At 69.8% G+C, this 15,587-nt stretch carries 16 protein-coding genes; 14 read left to right on the forward strand and 2 right to left on the reverse strand.

Annotation, left to right across the window (positions count from 1 at the left end; all coding sequences use genetic code 11):
• Positions 1-30: 30 nt before the first annotated feature.
• Entirely contained in the window at positions 31-519 is a 489-nt protein-coding gene (locus ABD708_RS18055) for a DUF4395 domain-containing protein (RefSeq protein ID WP_344757093.1), read from the reverse strand.
• Positions 506-955: a TlpA family protein disulfide reductase gene (locus tag ABD708_RS18060; RefSeq protein ID WP_344757095.1), complete on the reverse strand. Its 450-nt coding sequence runs from the start codon at positions 953-955 to the stop codon at positions 506-508. The genes ABD708_RS18055 and ABD708_RS18060 overlap by 14 nt, the downstream gene beginning before the upstream one ends.
• Positions 956-1,052: 97 nt before the next feature.
• Between ABD708_RS18060 and dapA the strand changes: the two genes are divergently transcribed.
• The 14 genes from dapA to dapF all read left to right on the forward strand — a co-directional run bounded on the left by dapA (position 1,053) and on the right by dapF (position 15,580).
• Positions 1,053-2,027, forward strand: coding sequence for a 4-hydroxy-tetrahydrodipicolinate synthase (dapA, locus tag ABD708_RS18065; protein WP_344757097.1), 975 nt, complete (start codon positions 1,053-1,055; stop codon positions 2,025-2,027).
• A 42-nt stretch (positions 2,028-2,069) separates the two neighbouring features.
• A complete protein-coding gene (locus ABD708_RS18070) occupies positions 2,070-3,746 on the forward strand; it encodes a ribonuclease J (protein ID WP_344757099.1) in 1,677 nt (558 codons plus the stop codon).
• Positions 3,747-3,750: 4 nt separating this feature from the next.
• A complete protein-coding gene (locus tag ABD708_RS18075) occupies positions 3,751-4,320 on the forward strand; it encodes an RBBP9/YdeN family alpha/beta hydrolase (protein ID WP_344757101.1) in 570 nt (189 codons plus the stop codon).
• A gap of 64 nt (positions 4,321-4,384) precedes the next feature.
• On the forward strand, positions 4,385-7,195 hold the full coding sequence (locus tag ABD708_RS18080) for an FtsK/SpoIIIE family DNA translocase (RefSeq protein WP_344757103.1): 2,811 nt from the start codon (positions 4,385-4,387) through the stop codon (positions 7,193-7,195).
• A gap of 93 nt (positions 7,196-7,288) precedes the next feature.
• Positions 7,289-8,146 (forward strand): alpha/beta hydrolase, encoded by an 858-nt coding sequence (locus ABD708_RS18085; protein ID WP_344757105.1) that lies wholly within the window; start codon positions 7,289-7,291, stop codon positions 8,144-8,146.
• Between the two features lie 28 nt (positions 8,147-8,174).
• On the forward strand, positions 8,175-8,789 hold the full coding sequence (gene pgsA, locus ABD708_RS18090; protein WP_344757107.1) for a CDP-diacylglycerol--glycerol-3-phosphate 3-phosphatidyltransferase: 615 nt from the start codon (positions 8,175-8,177) through the stop codon (positions 8,787-8,789).
• Positions 8,782-9,291: a CinA family protein gene (locus ABD708_RS18095; protein ID WP_344757109.1), complete on the forward strand. Its 510-nt coding sequence runs from the start codon at positions 8,782-8,784 to the stop codon at positions 9,289-9,291. The genes pgsA and ABD708_RS18095 overlap by 8 nt, the downstream gene beginning before the upstream one ends.
• A gap of 145 nt (positions 9,292-9,436) precedes the next feature.
• Positions 9,437-9,751 carry a helix-turn-helix domain-containing protein gene (locus ABD708_RS18100; RefSeq protein WP_344757111.1) on the forward strand — a complete coding sequence of 105 codons (315 nt, stop codon included), beginning with the start codon at positions 9,437-9,439 and terminating at the stop codon, positions 9,749-9,751.
• 79 nt (positions 9,752-9,830) lie between these two features.
• Complete coding sequence (locus ABD708_RS18105) at positions 9,831-10,061, forward strand: DUF3046 domain-containing protein (RefSeq protein WP_344757113.1); 231 nt, start codon at positions 9,831-9,833, stop codon at positions 10,059-10,061.
• A 201-nt stretch (positions 10,062-10,262) separates the two neighbouring features.
• Complete coding sequence (gene recA / locus ABD708_RS18110) at positions 10,263-11,330, forward strand: recombinase RecA (protein WP_344757115.1); 1,068 nt, start codon at positions 10,263-10,265, stop codon at positions 11,328-11,330.
• 11 nt (positions 11,331-11,341) lie between these two features.
• Positions 11,342-12,061: a regulatory protein RecX gene (locus ABD708_RS18115; RefSeq protein WP_344757117.1), complete on the forward strand. Its 720-nt coding sequence runs from the start codon at positions 11,342-11,344 to the stop codon at positions 12,059-12,061.
• Positions 12,062-12,123: 62 nt separating this feature from the next.
• The gene (gene miaB / locus ABD708_RS18120; RefSeq protein WP_344757119.1) at positions 12,124-13,764 is read left to right on the forward strand and encodes a tRNA (N6-isopentenyl adenosine(37)-C2)-methylthiotransferase MiaB; all 1,641 of its coding nucleotides are present in this window, start codon (positions 12,124-12,126) and stop codon (positions 13,762-13,764) included.
• A gap of 2 nt (positions 13,765-13,766) precedes the next feature.
• Complete coding sequence (miaA, locus tag ABD708_RS18125) at positions 13,767-14,783, forward strand: tRNA (adenosine(37)-N6)-dimethylallyltransferase MiaA (RefSeq protein ID WP_425553325.1); 1,017 nt, start codon at positions 13,767-13,769, stop codon at positions 14,781-14,783.
• A complete protein-coding gene (dapF, locus tag ABD708_RS18130; protein WP_344757121.1) occupies positions 14,696-15,580 on the forward strand; it encodes a diaminopimelate epimerase in 885 nt (294 codons plus the stop codon). Before miaA ends, dapF begins: the two co-directional genes overlap by 88 nt.
• The last annotated feature ends 7 nt before the right edge of the window (positions 15,581-15,587 follow it).

The raw sequence follows: 15,587 nt of genomic DNA on the forward strand, positions 1-15,587 counted from the left end.
GGTTCCCCGCCAGCCTATGAGCGGGGAGGGTTACGCGGCAGACCCTGTGCCGCGGCGGATGAGTCCCGCGCGGACGAGCAGCAGATAGATCTGGCAGCCGAGGCAGTAGCCGAACACCGAGTTGAGGAACGCGGCGACGAAGGCGAGCGCGGCGGCGATCACGACGATCACGGGGAACCAGATCCCGAGGATCACGCCGATGCCGGTGATGATCAGGCCGACGAGCTGCGCGAAGGTCGGGGGAGCGGGGTCCTCGAGCTCGGCGGGCGCCGCGAGGCGCGGGCGCGCCAGCGCGCGGTAGAGCGCGCCGTACGGATGCCTCTGCACACCGGCGACCGCGCCCCAGAGGAACAGCACGGCGATCACCACGAGCAGGATCCAGGCGGCGAGCGTCGCGCCGACGAGACCGAGCACGAGGTCGACGGCGAGCAGCACGGCGGTGATGCCGGCGGAGAATCGGGGCCCGCGCGGGTCGATGCCCTGGGTTCCGGGCAGGGGGCGGAGATCAGGCTGCGACATGTCGGGTTCCATTCAGGATGTCTGCGAGGGATGCCTCGAGCTCGGCGCGCTTCGGAGCGCCGCCGATCCGCGCCCGCACCGCGCCGCGGCCGTCGAGCAGCAGCGTGGTCGGCGTCTGCAGCACGCGGAAGCGCTGCGCGAGCTCGGGGGAGTTCGTCAGGTCGACGTCGACGTGCTCGACGCCGTCGTTGTGATCGGCGAGACCGCCGAGCACCCGGCGGGTGGCCGGGCAGTAGGCGCAGAACTCGGTGGAGAACTGCAGCAGGGTCGCCCTCTCTCCGAAGGGGGCGTCGGTGCCGACATCCGTCGGCCTCACGATCTCTGCGGTGTCGGCCGCGAGCCTCACGCGACCGTTGCGCCGCTTCCAGATCAGGCCGACGACGGTCGTCACGGCGATGAGGCCGACGACCGCGAGGACTGCTGCGAGAGGAGACATTTCGCATTCAACGGTACGTGCGCGCGGACGTCTTCGGGCGGGACGTGACGAATAGTGACGCAGTTCCAAGGCGGGGCGAACCGGTAACCTGAAGGGCATGTCGACCGAGAACCCGTTCGGCCAGGTGCTGGTCGCCCTGGTCACGCCCATGACCGCCGACGGCGAAGTGGACTGGGCCGGCGTCGAGAAGCACATCGACGACGTGATCGTGAACGGGGCAGACGGAATCGTCGTCTCGGGCACCACGGGCGAGACGTCGACGCTGACGGACGCCGAGAAGCTGAGGCTCATCGAGGTCGCGAAAAGCGTCGCGGCGGGGCGGGCCAAGATCATCCAGGCGGGCGGCTCGAACGAGACCGCGCACGCGATCCAGCTCTACAAGAAGAGCGAGAAGCTCGGCATCGACGGCATCATGATCGTCACGCCGTACTACAACAAGCCGACGCAGTCGGGCATCTTGACGCATTTCCGGCTGATCGCCGATGCGACGGACCTGCCGGTGATCCTCTACGACATCCCGGGCCGCACCGGGGTCCCGATCACCTACGAGACACTGCTGCGGGCCGCAAAGCATCCCAACATCCGCGCCGTGAAGGACGCCAAGGGCGACTTCGCCGAGGTGAGCCGGGTGCTCAACAACACCGATCTCCTGTACTTCTCCGGCGACGACGCCAACGTGCTGCCGCACCTCGCGATCGGCGCCTCCGGGCTGATCGGCGTGACGGCGAACATCACGGCCCGCCCCTATCGCACCATCGTGGACGCCGTGAACCGGGGCGACCTCAAGGCCGCGACGGCCCAGCATCGGAAGCTCGAGCCGCTCGTGCGCGCCGTCATGACGCACATCCCCGGCACCGTCTCGGCGAAGTACATCCTGCACGGCCTCGGCCGCATCGGCTCGCCGCGCGTGCGGCTGCCGCTCGTCGGCCCCGAGGACAACGAAGCCGCCGTCATCGAGGACGAGCTCAGCCTCGTCCGCGAGGTCGACGGCGTCGACTTCCGCAACTTCCGCCCCGACCGCAACGCGGCCGCGGGCGGCGCCCTGCCCAAGGTCGCCGGCGCAACGCGCTAGGCACGCTCGGGTCAGGCATCCGCAACCGACAGAGAAGGATCCATGGCAGAAGCCGTCTTCGACCCGCCCGCACTCGAGCCGCACACCCTGCGTGTCTTCCCCACAGGGGGGCTCGGCGAAGTCGGGCGCAACATGACGGTGTACGAGATCGACGGGAAGATCCTCATCGTCGACTGCGGCGTGCTCTTCCCCGAGCCCGACCAGCTCGGCGTCGACCTGATCCTGCCTGACTTCGGGCCGATCAGGAACCGCCTCGACGACGTCATCGGCATCGTGCTCACGCACGGCCACGAGGACCACATCGGCGCCGTGCCCTATCTGCTCAAGCTGCGTGGCGACATCCCGCTCATCGGCTCGGGCCTGACCCTGGCGCTCGTGGAGGCGAAGCTCAAGGAGCACCGCATCAAGCCGTACACGCTGCAGGTGAAGGAGGGCGACGTCGAGACCCTCGGGCCGTTCACGCTCGAGTTCATCGCGGTCAACCACTCCATTCCGGATGCCCTGGCCGTCGCCATCACGACCTGGGCCGGCGTCGTGCTGCACACGGGCGACTTCAAGATGGACCAGCTGCCGCTCGACGGGCGGCTGACCGACCTGCGCGCCTTCTCGCGCCTCGGCGAGAACGGCGTCGACCTGTTCCTGCCCGACTCGACCAACGCCGACGTGCCGGGCTTCACGCCCATCGAGCGCGAGATCGGCCCCGTGCTCGCGAACGTCATCGCGAACGCGCCGCGCCGCGTCGTCGTGGCGAGCTTCTCGAGCCATGTGCATCGCGTTCAGCAGGTGCTCGACGCCGCCGCCCAGCACGGGCGCCGCGTGGCGCTGCTCGGCCGCTCGATGGTGCGCAACATGGGCATCGCCGCCGAGCTCGGCTACCTCAAAGTGCCTGACGGCGTGCTGATCGACTACAAGAAGGCGGCCGACCTTCCCGAGAACAAGATCGTCTACATGTCGACCGGCTCGCAGGGCGAGCCGATGGCGGTGCTCGCGCGCATGGCCAACCTCGACCACCAGATCGAGCTCGGCCCCGGCGACACCGTCATCCTCGCCTCGAGCCTGATCCCCGGCAACGAGAACTCGGTCTACCGCGTGATCGACGGCCTGACGAAGCTCGGCGCGACCGTCGTCCACAAGGGCAACGCCAAGGTGCACGTCTCCGGCCATGCCTCGGCAGGCGAGCTGCTGTACTGCTACAACATCCTGAAGCCGACGTTCGTCATGCCGGTGCACGGCGAGTATCGGCATCTGGATGCCAGCGCGAAGCTCGCGCGCCAGACCGGCATCCCGGCCGAGAACACGATCCTCGCCTCGAACGGCACCGTCGTCGACCTGCACGAGGGGGTCGCGCAGGTCGTGGGCCAGCTCGACATCGGCTACGTCTACGTGGACGGCTCGAGCGTCGGCGAGATCACGGATGCCGACCTGAAGGACCGCCGGATCCTCGGCGAAGAGGGCTTCATCTCGGTCATCGTCGTCGTCGAGGCGGCCACCGGCCGCATCGTCGCCGGGCCCGAGATCCACGCACGGGGCTTCGCGGAGGACGACGCCGTGTTCGACGACGTCAAGCCGAAGATCGCGCAGGCGCTGCGCGAGGCGGCGGGCAACGGCGTGCGCGACAACCACGCGCTCACGCAGCTCGTGCGCCGCACGGTGGGCCGCTGGGTGAACACGAGCTACCGCCGTCGTCCCATGATCGTGCCGATGGTCATCGAGGCCTAGCGGGGTGGGCGCGCCCGCCTTCCTCATCCTGCACGGCTGGGAGAACCACCGACCCGTCGGCCACTGGCAGCGCCGGCTGCACGACGAGCTCGTGGCGCGCGGCCACACCGTGCGCTACCCCCAGCTGCCCGACGCGGACGCGCCGCGGCTGGAGGCGTGGCTCGCCGCGCTGCACGCCGAGCTGGAGGCGCTCGACGGCGCGGAATCCGTCACCGTGATCTGCCACAGCCTCGCGTGCGCGCTGTGGCTGCACGCGGCCCAGCGCGATCGCGCCCTCGAGGTCGACCGCCTGCTGCTCGCGAGCGCGCCGGCAGGCGAGCTCCTCGAGGCCGAGATCGTCGCCGAGTTCGCCTTTAGGGTGACGGATGCCGCACGCCTGGGCGCCCGCGAGGCGCTCTTCGTGTCGGGTGACGCCGACCCCTATTGTCCGGCGGGGCCGGCCGTCGAGTTCGCCGACGCGCTCGGCGCTCCCGTGCGACTGGTGCCGGGCGGCGGTCATCTCACGATCGACGACGGGTACGGCCCGTGGCCGGACGTGCTGAGCTGGTGTGTCGACGGCGCCTTCCCCGCGTAGCGGGCTCATAGACTCTCCGACCCCATTCCGGGACGATGTCGCACCTCTCGGCTACGTTCGCACCATGGCCACGAGCACCAAGTCGTCTGCGCGCGCCCGCGGTGCGGGCGGCGGCAGCACGCGCGGTCAGTCGACTCGACAGAAGACCGCACCGACCAAGAAGCTTCCGGCGAATCAGACCGTCGTGATGGAGAGCACCGAGCATGCCCTGATCGCCAAGGCGTGGATGGGGCTCGCCCACCTCGTGGGCGCCGCCGCCCGGGCCCTCGGGCCTGAGACGCTCGCGAAAGAGGAGCGCCGCGACGGGCTGCCGTTCTTCCTCGTGCTGCTCGCGGTCGCGGGCGCCGGCGTCGAGTGGTTCTTCATCAATGCGTCGTGGGCGCACGCGCTCGACGCCTGGTCGTTCGGCGGACTGCTGGGGCGCGTTGCCTTCGTGCTGCCGGTGGTGCTCTTTGTCTTCGCGGTGTGGCTGTTCCGGCATCCGTCCTCCGTGCACGACAACACCCGCATCGGCATCGGCCTCGTCATCGCACTGATCAGCGTGTCCGGTCTGTGCCACATCTTCAGCGACCGGCCGCAGGCGGTCGACGGCATGCCCGTGCTGGCCCAGGCCGGGGGCGTCATCGGCTGGATGATCGGCGCGTCGCTCATCCACGTCACCACGCAGTACGGGGCGACCGCGATCATGATCGTGCTGCTCGCGCTCAGCCTGCTGATCATCACGAAGACGCCGCCGAACCGCATCGGCCGCCGTCTGCACGAGCTCTACGCCTATCTGTTCGGTGCGAGCCTGCCGACCGACGAGGAGCGCGAGGCGGCGAAGGCCGCCAAGGCCGAGAAGAGCGTCGCGGTCGAGCTCGACGGGGTCGACGACGACGCTCCGGCCGACGCCGACAAGCTGCCGTGGTGGCGCCGCAACAAGAGCGGGCGCGAAGAGGATCCCGACTTCGAGCACGACGCGAACGGGCTGACGGATGTCTTCGGCGAGTCCGAGCCCGCCGAGGGCGGCTTCTCGTCGGCGCTCGAGCCGGCGCCCGAGCCGTCGGGCATCGACGTCTTCGCCGAGCTCGAGAACGCCGAAGAGGCCGTCAAGCGCTTCACGGGCGAGATCCCCGACGGCGCGGCCGGGCTGCGCAGCGACAACATGACCGAGGTCATTCCTCCAGACGACCTGTTGCCGCTCGACGAGGCCGGCGATGTCGTTCCGGTGATCAAGCCGGCTGAGCCCGCCAAGCCCTACGTGCTGCCGTCGGCCAACACGCTCTCGGCGGGTCCGCCGCCGAAGACCCGCTCGGCCGCCAATGACGAGGTCGTGCGCGCCATCACCGAGGTGCTGACGCAGTTCGGCGTCGACGCGAAGGTCACCGGCTTCTCGCGCGGCCCGACAGTGACCCAGTACGAGATCGAGCTCGGCCCGGGCGTCAAGGTCGAGCGCGTCACGGCGCTGTCGAAGAACCTGTCGTACGCGGTCGCCTCGAACGAGGTCCGCATCCTCTCGCCGATCCCCGGCAAGAGCGCCATCGGCATCGAGATCCCGAACACCGACCGCGAGACGGTGTCGCTCGGCGACGTGCTGCGATCGGCGGCGGCGACGAACAGCAGGCATCCGATGACGATCGGCGTCGGCAAGGACGTGGGCGGCGGCTATGTCGTCGCGAACCTCGCCAAGATGCCGCACCTGCTCGTCGCGGGTTCGACAGGCTCCGGCAAGTCGTCCTTCGTCAACTCGATGATCACCTCGCTGCTGATGCGTGCGAAGCCCACAGAGGTGCGCATGGTGCTCATCGACCCCAAGCGCGTCGAGCTCACCATCTACGGCGGGGTGCCGCACCTCATCACGCCCATCATCACGAACCCCAAGAAGGCGGCAGAGGCGCTGCAGTGGGTCGTGAAGGAGATGGACATGCGCTACGACGACCTCGCGTCGTTCGGTTTCCGTCACATCGACGACTTCAACAAGGCCGTCGTGAACAACGAGATCGTGCTGCCCCCGGGCAGCGAGCGCCAGCTCAAGCCGTATCCGTACCTGCTCGTCGTGGTCGACGAGCTCGCCGACCTGATGATGGTCGCCCCGCGCGACGTCGAGGACTCGATCGTGCGCATCACCCAGCTCGCGCGCGCCTCCGGCATCCACCTCGTGCTCGCGACGCAGCGCCCGTCGGTCGACGTCGTCACCGGCCTCATCAAGGCGAACGTGCCCTCGCGCCTCGCCTTCGCGGTGACCTCGGTGACCGACTCGCGCGTCATCCTCGACCAGCCGGGCGCCGACAAGCTGATCGGCCAGGGCGACGCCCTGTTCCTGCCGATGGGCGCCGGCAAGCCGTTGCGCGTGCAAGGCGCGTGGGTCAACGAGTCCGAGATCCAGAAGGTCGTCGATCACGTCACCCGTCAGGCGCGGCCGGACTACCGGCAGGACGTCGTGCCCGCCGCGGAGAAGAAGCAGATCGACTCCGACATCGGCGACGACCTCGAGCTCCTCCTCGCGGCGGCCGAGCTCGTCGTGTCGACCCAGTTCGGCTCGACCTCGATGCTGCAGCGCAAGCTGCGGGTGGGCTTCGCGAAGGCGGGCCGCCTGATGGACCTGCTCGAGTCCCGTGAGATCGTCGGGCCCTCTGAAGGGTCGAAGGCGCGCGACGTGCTCGTCACGGCCGAGCAGCTGCCCGGGGTGCTGGCGAAGATCCGCGGCGAGGACGCGCCCGCGGCGCCGGCCGCGGGTCCGAGCGCTCCGCCCCAGGCATCCGTCGCCGCTCCCTCACCCGCCGCGTCCGGTGACGATCGCTACGGCAGCGACCCGCTCGCCGAGGACTTCGACGGACTCGAGGAGGTCGAGGCATCCTCCGATGAGGATGCCTGGGGGCTGACCGGCCGAGACTGATCGCTTCCGCATCTTCCGCTCAGGCCCGGTTGCCGCCATGATGTGACGAAGACTCACAGACCTGGCACCACCGAACGAAGAGGTGTGATCCGGATGCCCGAGCTGACCGCGTGGGAGAAGGAGGAGATCGACCGCGCGAATGCGTCGGGCAGGACTCCCGTCGTGTTCGTGCACGGGCTGTGGCTGCTCTCGAGCAGCTGGAAGGCGTGGCGCGAGCTGTTCGAGGGCAGCGGCTACACGACGCTGGCACCGGGCTGGCCCGACGACCCGCCGACCGTCGAGGAGGCGCGTGCGAACCCTGAGGTGTTCGCGCACAAGATGGTGCAGCAGGTCACCGACCACTACCTCGCCGCGATCGCCGAGCTCGCCAGGCAGCCGGTCGTCATCGGCCACTCCTTCGGCGGACTGATCGCCCAGAAGATCGCGGGCGCCGGCGCGGCGGCGGTCACGGTCACGATCGACAACGCGCCGTTCCGGGGCGTTCTCGCCGTGCCGCTCTCGTCGATCAAGTCAGCGGCGCCCGTGCTCGGCAACCCGGCCAACCGCGGCAAGGCGATCGCGCTCACCTTCGAGCAGTTCCAATACGGGTGGGCGAACAACCTGGATGAGGACGAGGCGCGTCGCCTCTATGACGAGTACCACGTGCCCGCCTCGGGCGTGCCGCTCTTCCAGGCGGTCGTCGCGAACGTCAACCCGTTCCACAATGAGGTGACGGTCGATGTGAAGAACCCGGACCGCGGCCCGCTGCTCGTCATCGCCGGCGCGAACGACAACACGGTTCCCCTTGCGATCACGAAGGGCACCTTCGCGCAGCAGGAGAAGAACCCGGGTGTGACCGAGTTCCTCGAGATCCCGGGGCGCGGCCACTCGCTGACCATCGACCACGGCTGGGCAGAGGTCGCGCAAGAGGCGCTGGCCTTCGTCGACCGCTTCGCCCCTCAGCCGGAGTAGCCGGGGGCGCGGCCCGTAGGCTGGAGGCATGACCCAGTCCGGTGCCGCAGCCGATCGGCCCGCCCGGCCGAGCAACTGGAACCTGCCCAACGCGATCACGATCGTGCGGATCCTGTTCGCGCCCGTCTTCTTCTGGATGCTCCTCGCCGACGCGGGTGCCGACGGCCCCCTGCGCTGGTGGGCAGCCGTGCTCTTCATCGTCGGCATCGCGACCGACGGCGTCGACGGCTACCTCGCGCGCAGCCGGGGGCTCGTCACCGAACTCGGCAAGCTGCTCGACCCGATCGCCGACAAGGTGCTCACAGGGGCCGCCCTCGTCGGCCTGTCGATCCTCGGGGAGCTGTGGTGGTGGGTCACCATCGTCATCCTTGTGCGCGAGATCGGCATCACCGTCTATCGCTTCGCGGTGATCCGCGGCGGCGTCATTCCGGCGAGCCGCGGGGGCAAGCTGAAGACGATCGCGCAGGCGATCGCGATCTCGCTCGCGCTCGTGCCGCTCTGGGTTCCGCTCGGCGACTGGGTGCACTGGGTGAACGGGGTGTTCATGGCCATCGCGCTCGTGCTGACGGTCGTCTCCGGGCTCGATTACGCATGGAACGCCGTGAAGCTGCACCGGCAGCAGGGGGAGGCGACGGATGCCTGACTCACAGACCGCGGCCGGAATCGACGCGACCGCCGGGCTCGTCGCGACGCTCACCCTGCGGGGGCTCACCGTCGCCGTCGCCGAGTCGCTCACGGGCGGTCAGCTGACGGCGGAGCTCACGCGGCCTGCGGGGGCTTCGGCCGTCGTCAACGGGGGCGTGGTTGTCTACGCCACTGAGCTCAAGCACAGTGTGGTCGGCGTCGACGAGTCGCTGCTCGGCGAGCACGGGCCGGTGCATCCGGACGTCGCGCGGCAGCTCGCCGAGCGCGTGCGGGCGGTGCTCGCCGTCGGCGGCCGGGCGGCCGACATCGGTCTCGCGACCACCGGTGTCGCCGGTCCTGATCCGCAGGGCGGCCAGCCGGTCGGCACGGTCTACGTCGGCGTCGCCATCGGTCAGGACACGTGGGTCGACGCCCTCCAGCTCAGCGGCGACCGGGCAGGAATCCGTTCTCAGACCGTTGCGGCGGCCGTTGCGGCGCTCATCGCGAGGCTCGCGGAATAGACCCCGTTTCGCTCACGTTACTTTTCCTACGATTAGCCAGCGGATTGCAGGGAACGTGAACTACAGTGCAACGCAAGAAGCCCTCGGAATGAGAGCTTCCACCCAGGGCCGGATTTTCGGCCGACCGAGCAGGAAGGGGGCGCCCATGATTCTGGTACGTCAGGAGATCGGCGACGTGCTGCGGGACTTCCGCCTTCAGAAGGGCCGTACTCTTCGCCAGGTCGCCAGCAAGGCGAGCGTGGCGCTCGGCTACCTGAGCGAGGTCGAGCGCGGGCAGAAGGAGGCGTCGAGCGAGATTCTCGCCTCCGTCGCCGAAGCACTCGACACCCCCATCTCGGTCATCATGCGCGAGGTGGGCGACCGCCTCGCCGTGCTCGAGGGCATCGAGTCGATGGTGCCCGACGCCCTGCCCGACGACTTCGCGGCGGGCTTCGACGGCGAACTGGTCAGCCAGCGCTAGTCGATCCGATTTTCCATACGGATGCCCCGGGCTTCGGCTCGGGGCATCCGTCGTTCTTCTTTGTAGCCTGGGGAGCACCATGCGATTGAGCGAGTTCACCCGCGCCGTCGAGCACGAGTTCGGAGCGGCCTACGGCGGCCAGCTCGTGCGCGAGCTCGTCATCGTCGAGCTCGGCTCGCGCACAGCCGAGCAGGCGCTCGCCGCCGGCGTACCCGCCCGTGACGTGTGGCTTGCTTTGTGCGAGGCGATGGACGTGCCCGTGGCGCGCCGGCACGGCGCCGGTCTGGTCGAGCCGAAGAAGCGCGGCTGATACGACATTCGCCGGGCGACACGCCGTGTCGATCTCGAACACGGATTCGACCGTTGCTATCGTGTCCTCGGCGATGACTCGACCAGCACAGGCCGTGTCGTCGGCGAGTTTCACACCGATACGCGTGCACGGCCTGCCGATGTCAGACCCTGCGCGTACTGTCGCAGACGACACCGCTGCTGTCCTGTTGAAAGGAACGAAATGCCTACTCCAGCCGATCGCGAAAAGGCGCTTGAGACCGCGCTCGCACAGATCGATCGCCAGTTCGGCAAGGGCTCCGTCATGCGCCTCGGCAGTGACGAGCGCGCGCCTGTCGAGGTCGTTCCGACGGGCTCGATCGCCCTCGACGTCGCCCTCGGCATCGGCGGCCTGCCGCGCGGCCGCATCGTCGAGATCTACGGGCCTGAGTCGTCGGGCAAGACGACGCTGACCCTGCACGCGATCGCGAACGCGCAGAAGAACGGCGGCATCGCCGCCTTCGTCGACGCGGAGCACGCGCTCGATCCCGAATACGCGAAGAAGCTCGGCGTCGACATCGACGCGCTGCTCGTCTCACAGCCCGACACGGGCGAGCAGGCGCTCGAGATCGCCGACATGCTGGTGCGCTCAGGCTCGATCGACCTGATCGTCATCGACTCCGTCGCCGCGCTCGTGCCCCGCGCCGAGATCGAGGGCGAGATGGGCGACTCCCACGTCGGCCTGCAGGCCCGCCTCATGTCTCAGGCGCTGCGCAAGCTGACCGGTGCGCTCAACCAGACCAACACCACGATGATCTTCATCAACCAGCTGCGCGAGAAGGTCGGCGTGTTCTTCGGCAGCCCCGAGACGACCTCGGGCGGCAAGGCGCTGAAGTTCTACGCGTCGGTGCGCCTCGACATCCGTCGCATCGAGACGCTGAAAGACGGCGCAGACGCCGTCGGCAACCGCACCCGCGTCAAGGTCGTCAAGAACAAGATGGCGCCGCCGTTCAAGCAGGCCGAGTTCGACATCCTCTACGGCGTCGGCATCTCGCGCGAGGGCAGCCTGCTCGACTTCGGCGTGGAGCACGGCATCGTGAAGAAGTCCGGTGCGTGGTACACGTACGAGGGCGACCAGCTCGGCCAGGGCAAGGAGAACTCGCGCAACTTCCTCATCGAGCACGCCGACATCGCCGCCGAGATCGAGCAGAAGATCCTGGTCAAGCTCGGCGTCGTGAAAGACCCGAACGCTGTGGCCGAGGCCGACGTCGCAGAGAACGTGGCCAAGCTGCCGCAGCGCAAGGGCGCCTAGCGGGGCCTGCCATGGTCGTGCGGTTCTTCCCCTCTGAAAGCGAGCGAGCGGGCGACGGCGATGACGGGCGCCGCCGCGGTGCGGGGCGCGCGGCGCGGCGTCCGGCAGGCGAGGCGGCCATCGCCTATCTGCCGGGCGCGGTGCCGTCCGAGCGGGCGCAGGCGGCTGCGGCCGCCGTGCGCTCGGTCGCCGAGGCCGACGCCGCGGCGGCTGCCGAGCGCGACGCTGCCGAGCGCACCCTCGACCGGGTGCGCGAGAAGGCGGGCAAGCGCGCGGCCAACGTGTCACTGCACCAGCTCGCCCGTCGCGGCATGTCCCGGTGGGAGCTCGAGCAGGTGCTGCGCAAGCGCGAGGTCGACGAGGCGGCCGCCGAGGCAGAGCTCGACCGCCTCGAGAGCGTCGGGCTGCTCGACGACGAGGCGCTCGCGGTCTCGTTGGTCTATGCCGCGCGAGCGCGGAAGGGCCAGGGGCGGCAGGCCATCGAGCGCGAGCTGCGTCGTCGGCACATCGACGACGACGCGATCGCGGCGGCACTCGAGGACTACGACGAGGAAGACGAGCTCGACCGCGCGATCGAGGTCGCCCTGAAGCGCGTCGGCCAGCTGCGCGACGTCGACGACCAGACGGCGGAGCGGCGCCTCTACGGCTACCTGCAGCGGCGCGGCTACTCCGGCGAGGCGGTCGGCATCGCGGTCGGCGACGCGATGCGCAGCAGGCGCGACGCGCGCTGAGACAGCAGCGGCCTCGGTCGGCGACGCACACCCGGGCGCCGCGATCGTAGACTTGACGCACTATGAGCACCGTCATCCCCAGCCGCGAGGTGATCCGGCCCAGTGAGGCGCCGACCCTCATCGCTCCGTCCGACGCCGCCGTCGACGAGTCCGGGCGGCACCGCACCTACGAGGTGCGCACCTACGGGTGCCAGATGAACGTGCACGACTCCGAGCGGCTGGCCGGCTCGCTCGAGGCCGCGGGCTATCTTCCGGCGAACGGCGAAGAGGCCGACATCGTCGTGATCAACACCTGCGCGGTGCGCGAGAACGCCGACAACAAGCTGTACGGAAATCTGGGTCACCTGGCCTCCGTGAAGCGCCGCCACGCCGGCATGCAGATCGCCGTCGGCGGCTGTCTCGCCCAGAAGGACAAGAGCGTCATCCTCGAGAAGGCGCCGTGGGTCGACGTGGTGTTCGGCACGCACAACATGGGCTCGCTGCCGGGCCTGCTCGAGCGGGCCCGCCACAACGACGAAGCCGAGATCGAGATCCTCGAGGCACTCGAGACCTTTCCCTCGACACTGCCGACCAAGCGCGATTCGAGCTACAGCGGCTGGGTGTCGATCTCGGTCGGGTGCAACAACACCTGCACCTTCTGCATCGTGCCGTCGCTGCGCGGGAAGGAGCGCGACCGTCGGCCCGGTGAGATCCTCGCCGAGGTGCAGTCGCTCGTCGATCAGGGTGCGATCGAGGTCACCCTGCTCGGCCAGAACGTGAACTCCTACGGCGTCGAGTTCGGCGACCGGCAGGCCTTCGGCAAGCTGCTGCGCGCCGCGGGGAAGATCGAGGGCCTCGAGCGTGTGCGCTTCACGAGCCCACACCCGGCCGCGTTCACCGACGACGTGATCGACGCCATGGCCGAGACGCCGAACGTCATGCCGCAGCTCCACATGCCGCTGCAGTCGGGCTCCGATCGCATCCTGCGGGCCATGCGCCGCTCCTACCGCTCCGAGAAGTTCCTCGGCATCCTCGACCGCGTGCGCGCGAAGATGCCGAACGCGGCGATCTCGACCGACATCATCGTCGGCTTCCCCGGCGAGACCGAGGAGGACTTCCAGGAGACGCTGCGCGTCGTCGAGCAGGCGCGGTTCGCATCGGCCTTCACCTTCCAGTACTCGATCCGCCCCGGCACGCCGGCCGCGACCATGGCCGACCAGGTGCCGAAGGCCGTCGTCCAGGACCGCTACGACCGCCTCATCGCCCTGCAGGAGCGCATCTCGCTCGAGGAGAACGAGAAGCAGCTCGGCCGCACCGTCGAGGTGCTCGTCTCCACGGGCGAGGGCAAGAAGGACGGCGAGACGCACCGCATGAGCGGCCGCGCCGAGGACAGCCGCCTGGTCCATTTCGAGGTGCCTGCGGGGTCGCCCATGCCGCGCCCCGGCGACGTCGTGACCGTCGTCGTCACCCATGCCGCGCCCTTCCACCTGCTCGCCGATTCGGTCGACGGCGCCCCGCTGGCGATCCGCCGCACCCGCGCCGGCGATGCGTGGGACCGCGAGCAGGCCGAGGCCTGCGGCATCCCGAGCGGCCACGACCACGGCGGCTCAGCCGGCGCGGCGGGCTCCGTGTCGCTCGGCATGCCGACCCTGCGGCCGCTCGGCGAGAACGCCATCAGCGTGGCGACGGCACCGATCTACGACCCGAACGACGAACTGCGCTGAGTGTGAGTCGCGCGCCGCTCCTCGTCATCGTCGGCGCGACCGGCACCGGCAAGACGGACCTCGCGATCGGGCTGGCCGAGCTGCTGCGTGATCGCGGCGAGCGCGCCGAGATCGTCAATGCGGATGCCATGCAGCTCTACCGCGGCATGGACATCGGCACGGCGAAGGTCCCGGCCGAAGGCCGGCGCGGCATCCCGCATCACCTCCTCGATGTGCTCGACGTCACAGACGAGGCGAGCGTTGCCGCCTACCAGCGCGACGCGCGCGCCGCGATCGAGACTGTCCTCGCCCGGGGCGCCGTCCCGATCCTGGTCGGCGGCTCGGGTCTCTACGTGTCGAGCGTGGTCTACGACTTCCGCTTCCCCGGCCGCGACCGCGAGCTGCGCGCGCGCCTCGAGGCCGAGCTCGCCGAGCAGGGGCCGGGGCTGCTCTACGCGCGTCTCAGGGCCGCGGACCCCGCCACGGCCGCGAAGCTCGACCCCGCCAACGGCCGGCGCATCGTCCGCGCCCTCGAGATCCATGAGCTTGCCGAGCTCGGGCACGGCGCCGCCCTGCCCGAGTCGCCTCGGCTGTGGCATCCGTCGCTCCTCATCGGGCTCACCACGCCGCGCGAGCTGCTCGTGCAGCGGCTCGACGCGCGGGTCCGGTCGATGTGGGCCGCGGGCCTCGTCGACGAGGCCGACGGCCTGCGGGCGGCGGGCATCGAGCGCGGCGTGACGGCCTCGCGGGCGATCGGCTATGCGCAGGCGCTCGCGCAGCTGCGCGGCGAGCTCGACGAGGGAGAGGCGATCGCGCAGACCCAGGCGCTGACGCGCCGCTACGCCCGCCGGCAGGTGAGCTGGTTCAAGCGCTACGAGCACGTCGCATGGCTCGACACCGAGGCGGTGGATGCCTCACAGCGCGCCCACGCGGCCGTCGATAGGCTGGACGAATGGCGGTCAAGCTCCACTTCAGCAAGGGTCACGGCACCGGGAACGACTTCATCCTCTTCGCCGACCCCGACGGCTCCCTCGAGCTGACCCCGGCCCAGATCCAGGTCCTCTGCGACCGGCACTTCGGCATCGGCGCCGACGGCGTCATCCGCGCCGTGCGCTCGCGGAGCCTCGATGCCGGCGCTGCGGCGCTCGTCGAGAACCCGGGCGCCGAATGGTACATGGACTACTACAACGCAGACGGTTCCGTCGCCGAGATGTGCGGCAATGGCATCCGCGTCTATGCCGAGTTCCTCACCCGCAGCGGACTCGTCGAGCTGGCCGCGGGGGCGATCCTGCCCATCGGCACGCGCGCGGGCGTGCGCGACGTGCAGCGCTCGGCCCTCGGCTACCAGGTCGACATGGGCGGCTGGTGGATCGGCGATGACGAGCCGCTCGTGAACGCCAAGGGGCTGGGGGTAGCCCGTCCCGGGCTGAGCATCGACGTGGGCAACCCGCACGTCGTGGTCGCCCTCTCCGACGACGCCGAACTCGAGGCGCTCGATCTGTCCTACCTTCCCGTCATCGACCCCTCGCCCGAGCACGGTGCTAACGTCGAATTCGTGGTGCCGGGCGACCCGCTCGTGAAGGACGGCGTCGGCCACGTCCGTATGCGCGTGCACGAGCGCGGGGTGGGCGAGACCCTGTCGTGCGGCACGGGCACCGTCGCTGCGGCGCTCGCGGTCCGCCACTGGGCCGGCGACCGGGCGCCCAACGACTGGCGGGTCAGCATTCCGGGCGGAACGGTCTCCGTGCGCATGTTCCCCACCGAGGACGACGGCGAGCACCTCTCCCTCTCGGGCCCTGCTGAGCTCGTCTACGACGGCGAGATCACGCTCGCCTGAGCGGGCA

The organism is Gryllotalpicola koreensis (assembly GCF_039538185.1).
Classification (GTDB): domain Bacteria; phylum Actinomycetota; class Actinomycetes; order Actinomycetales; family Microbacteriaceae; genus Gryllotalpicola; species Gryllotalpicola koreensis.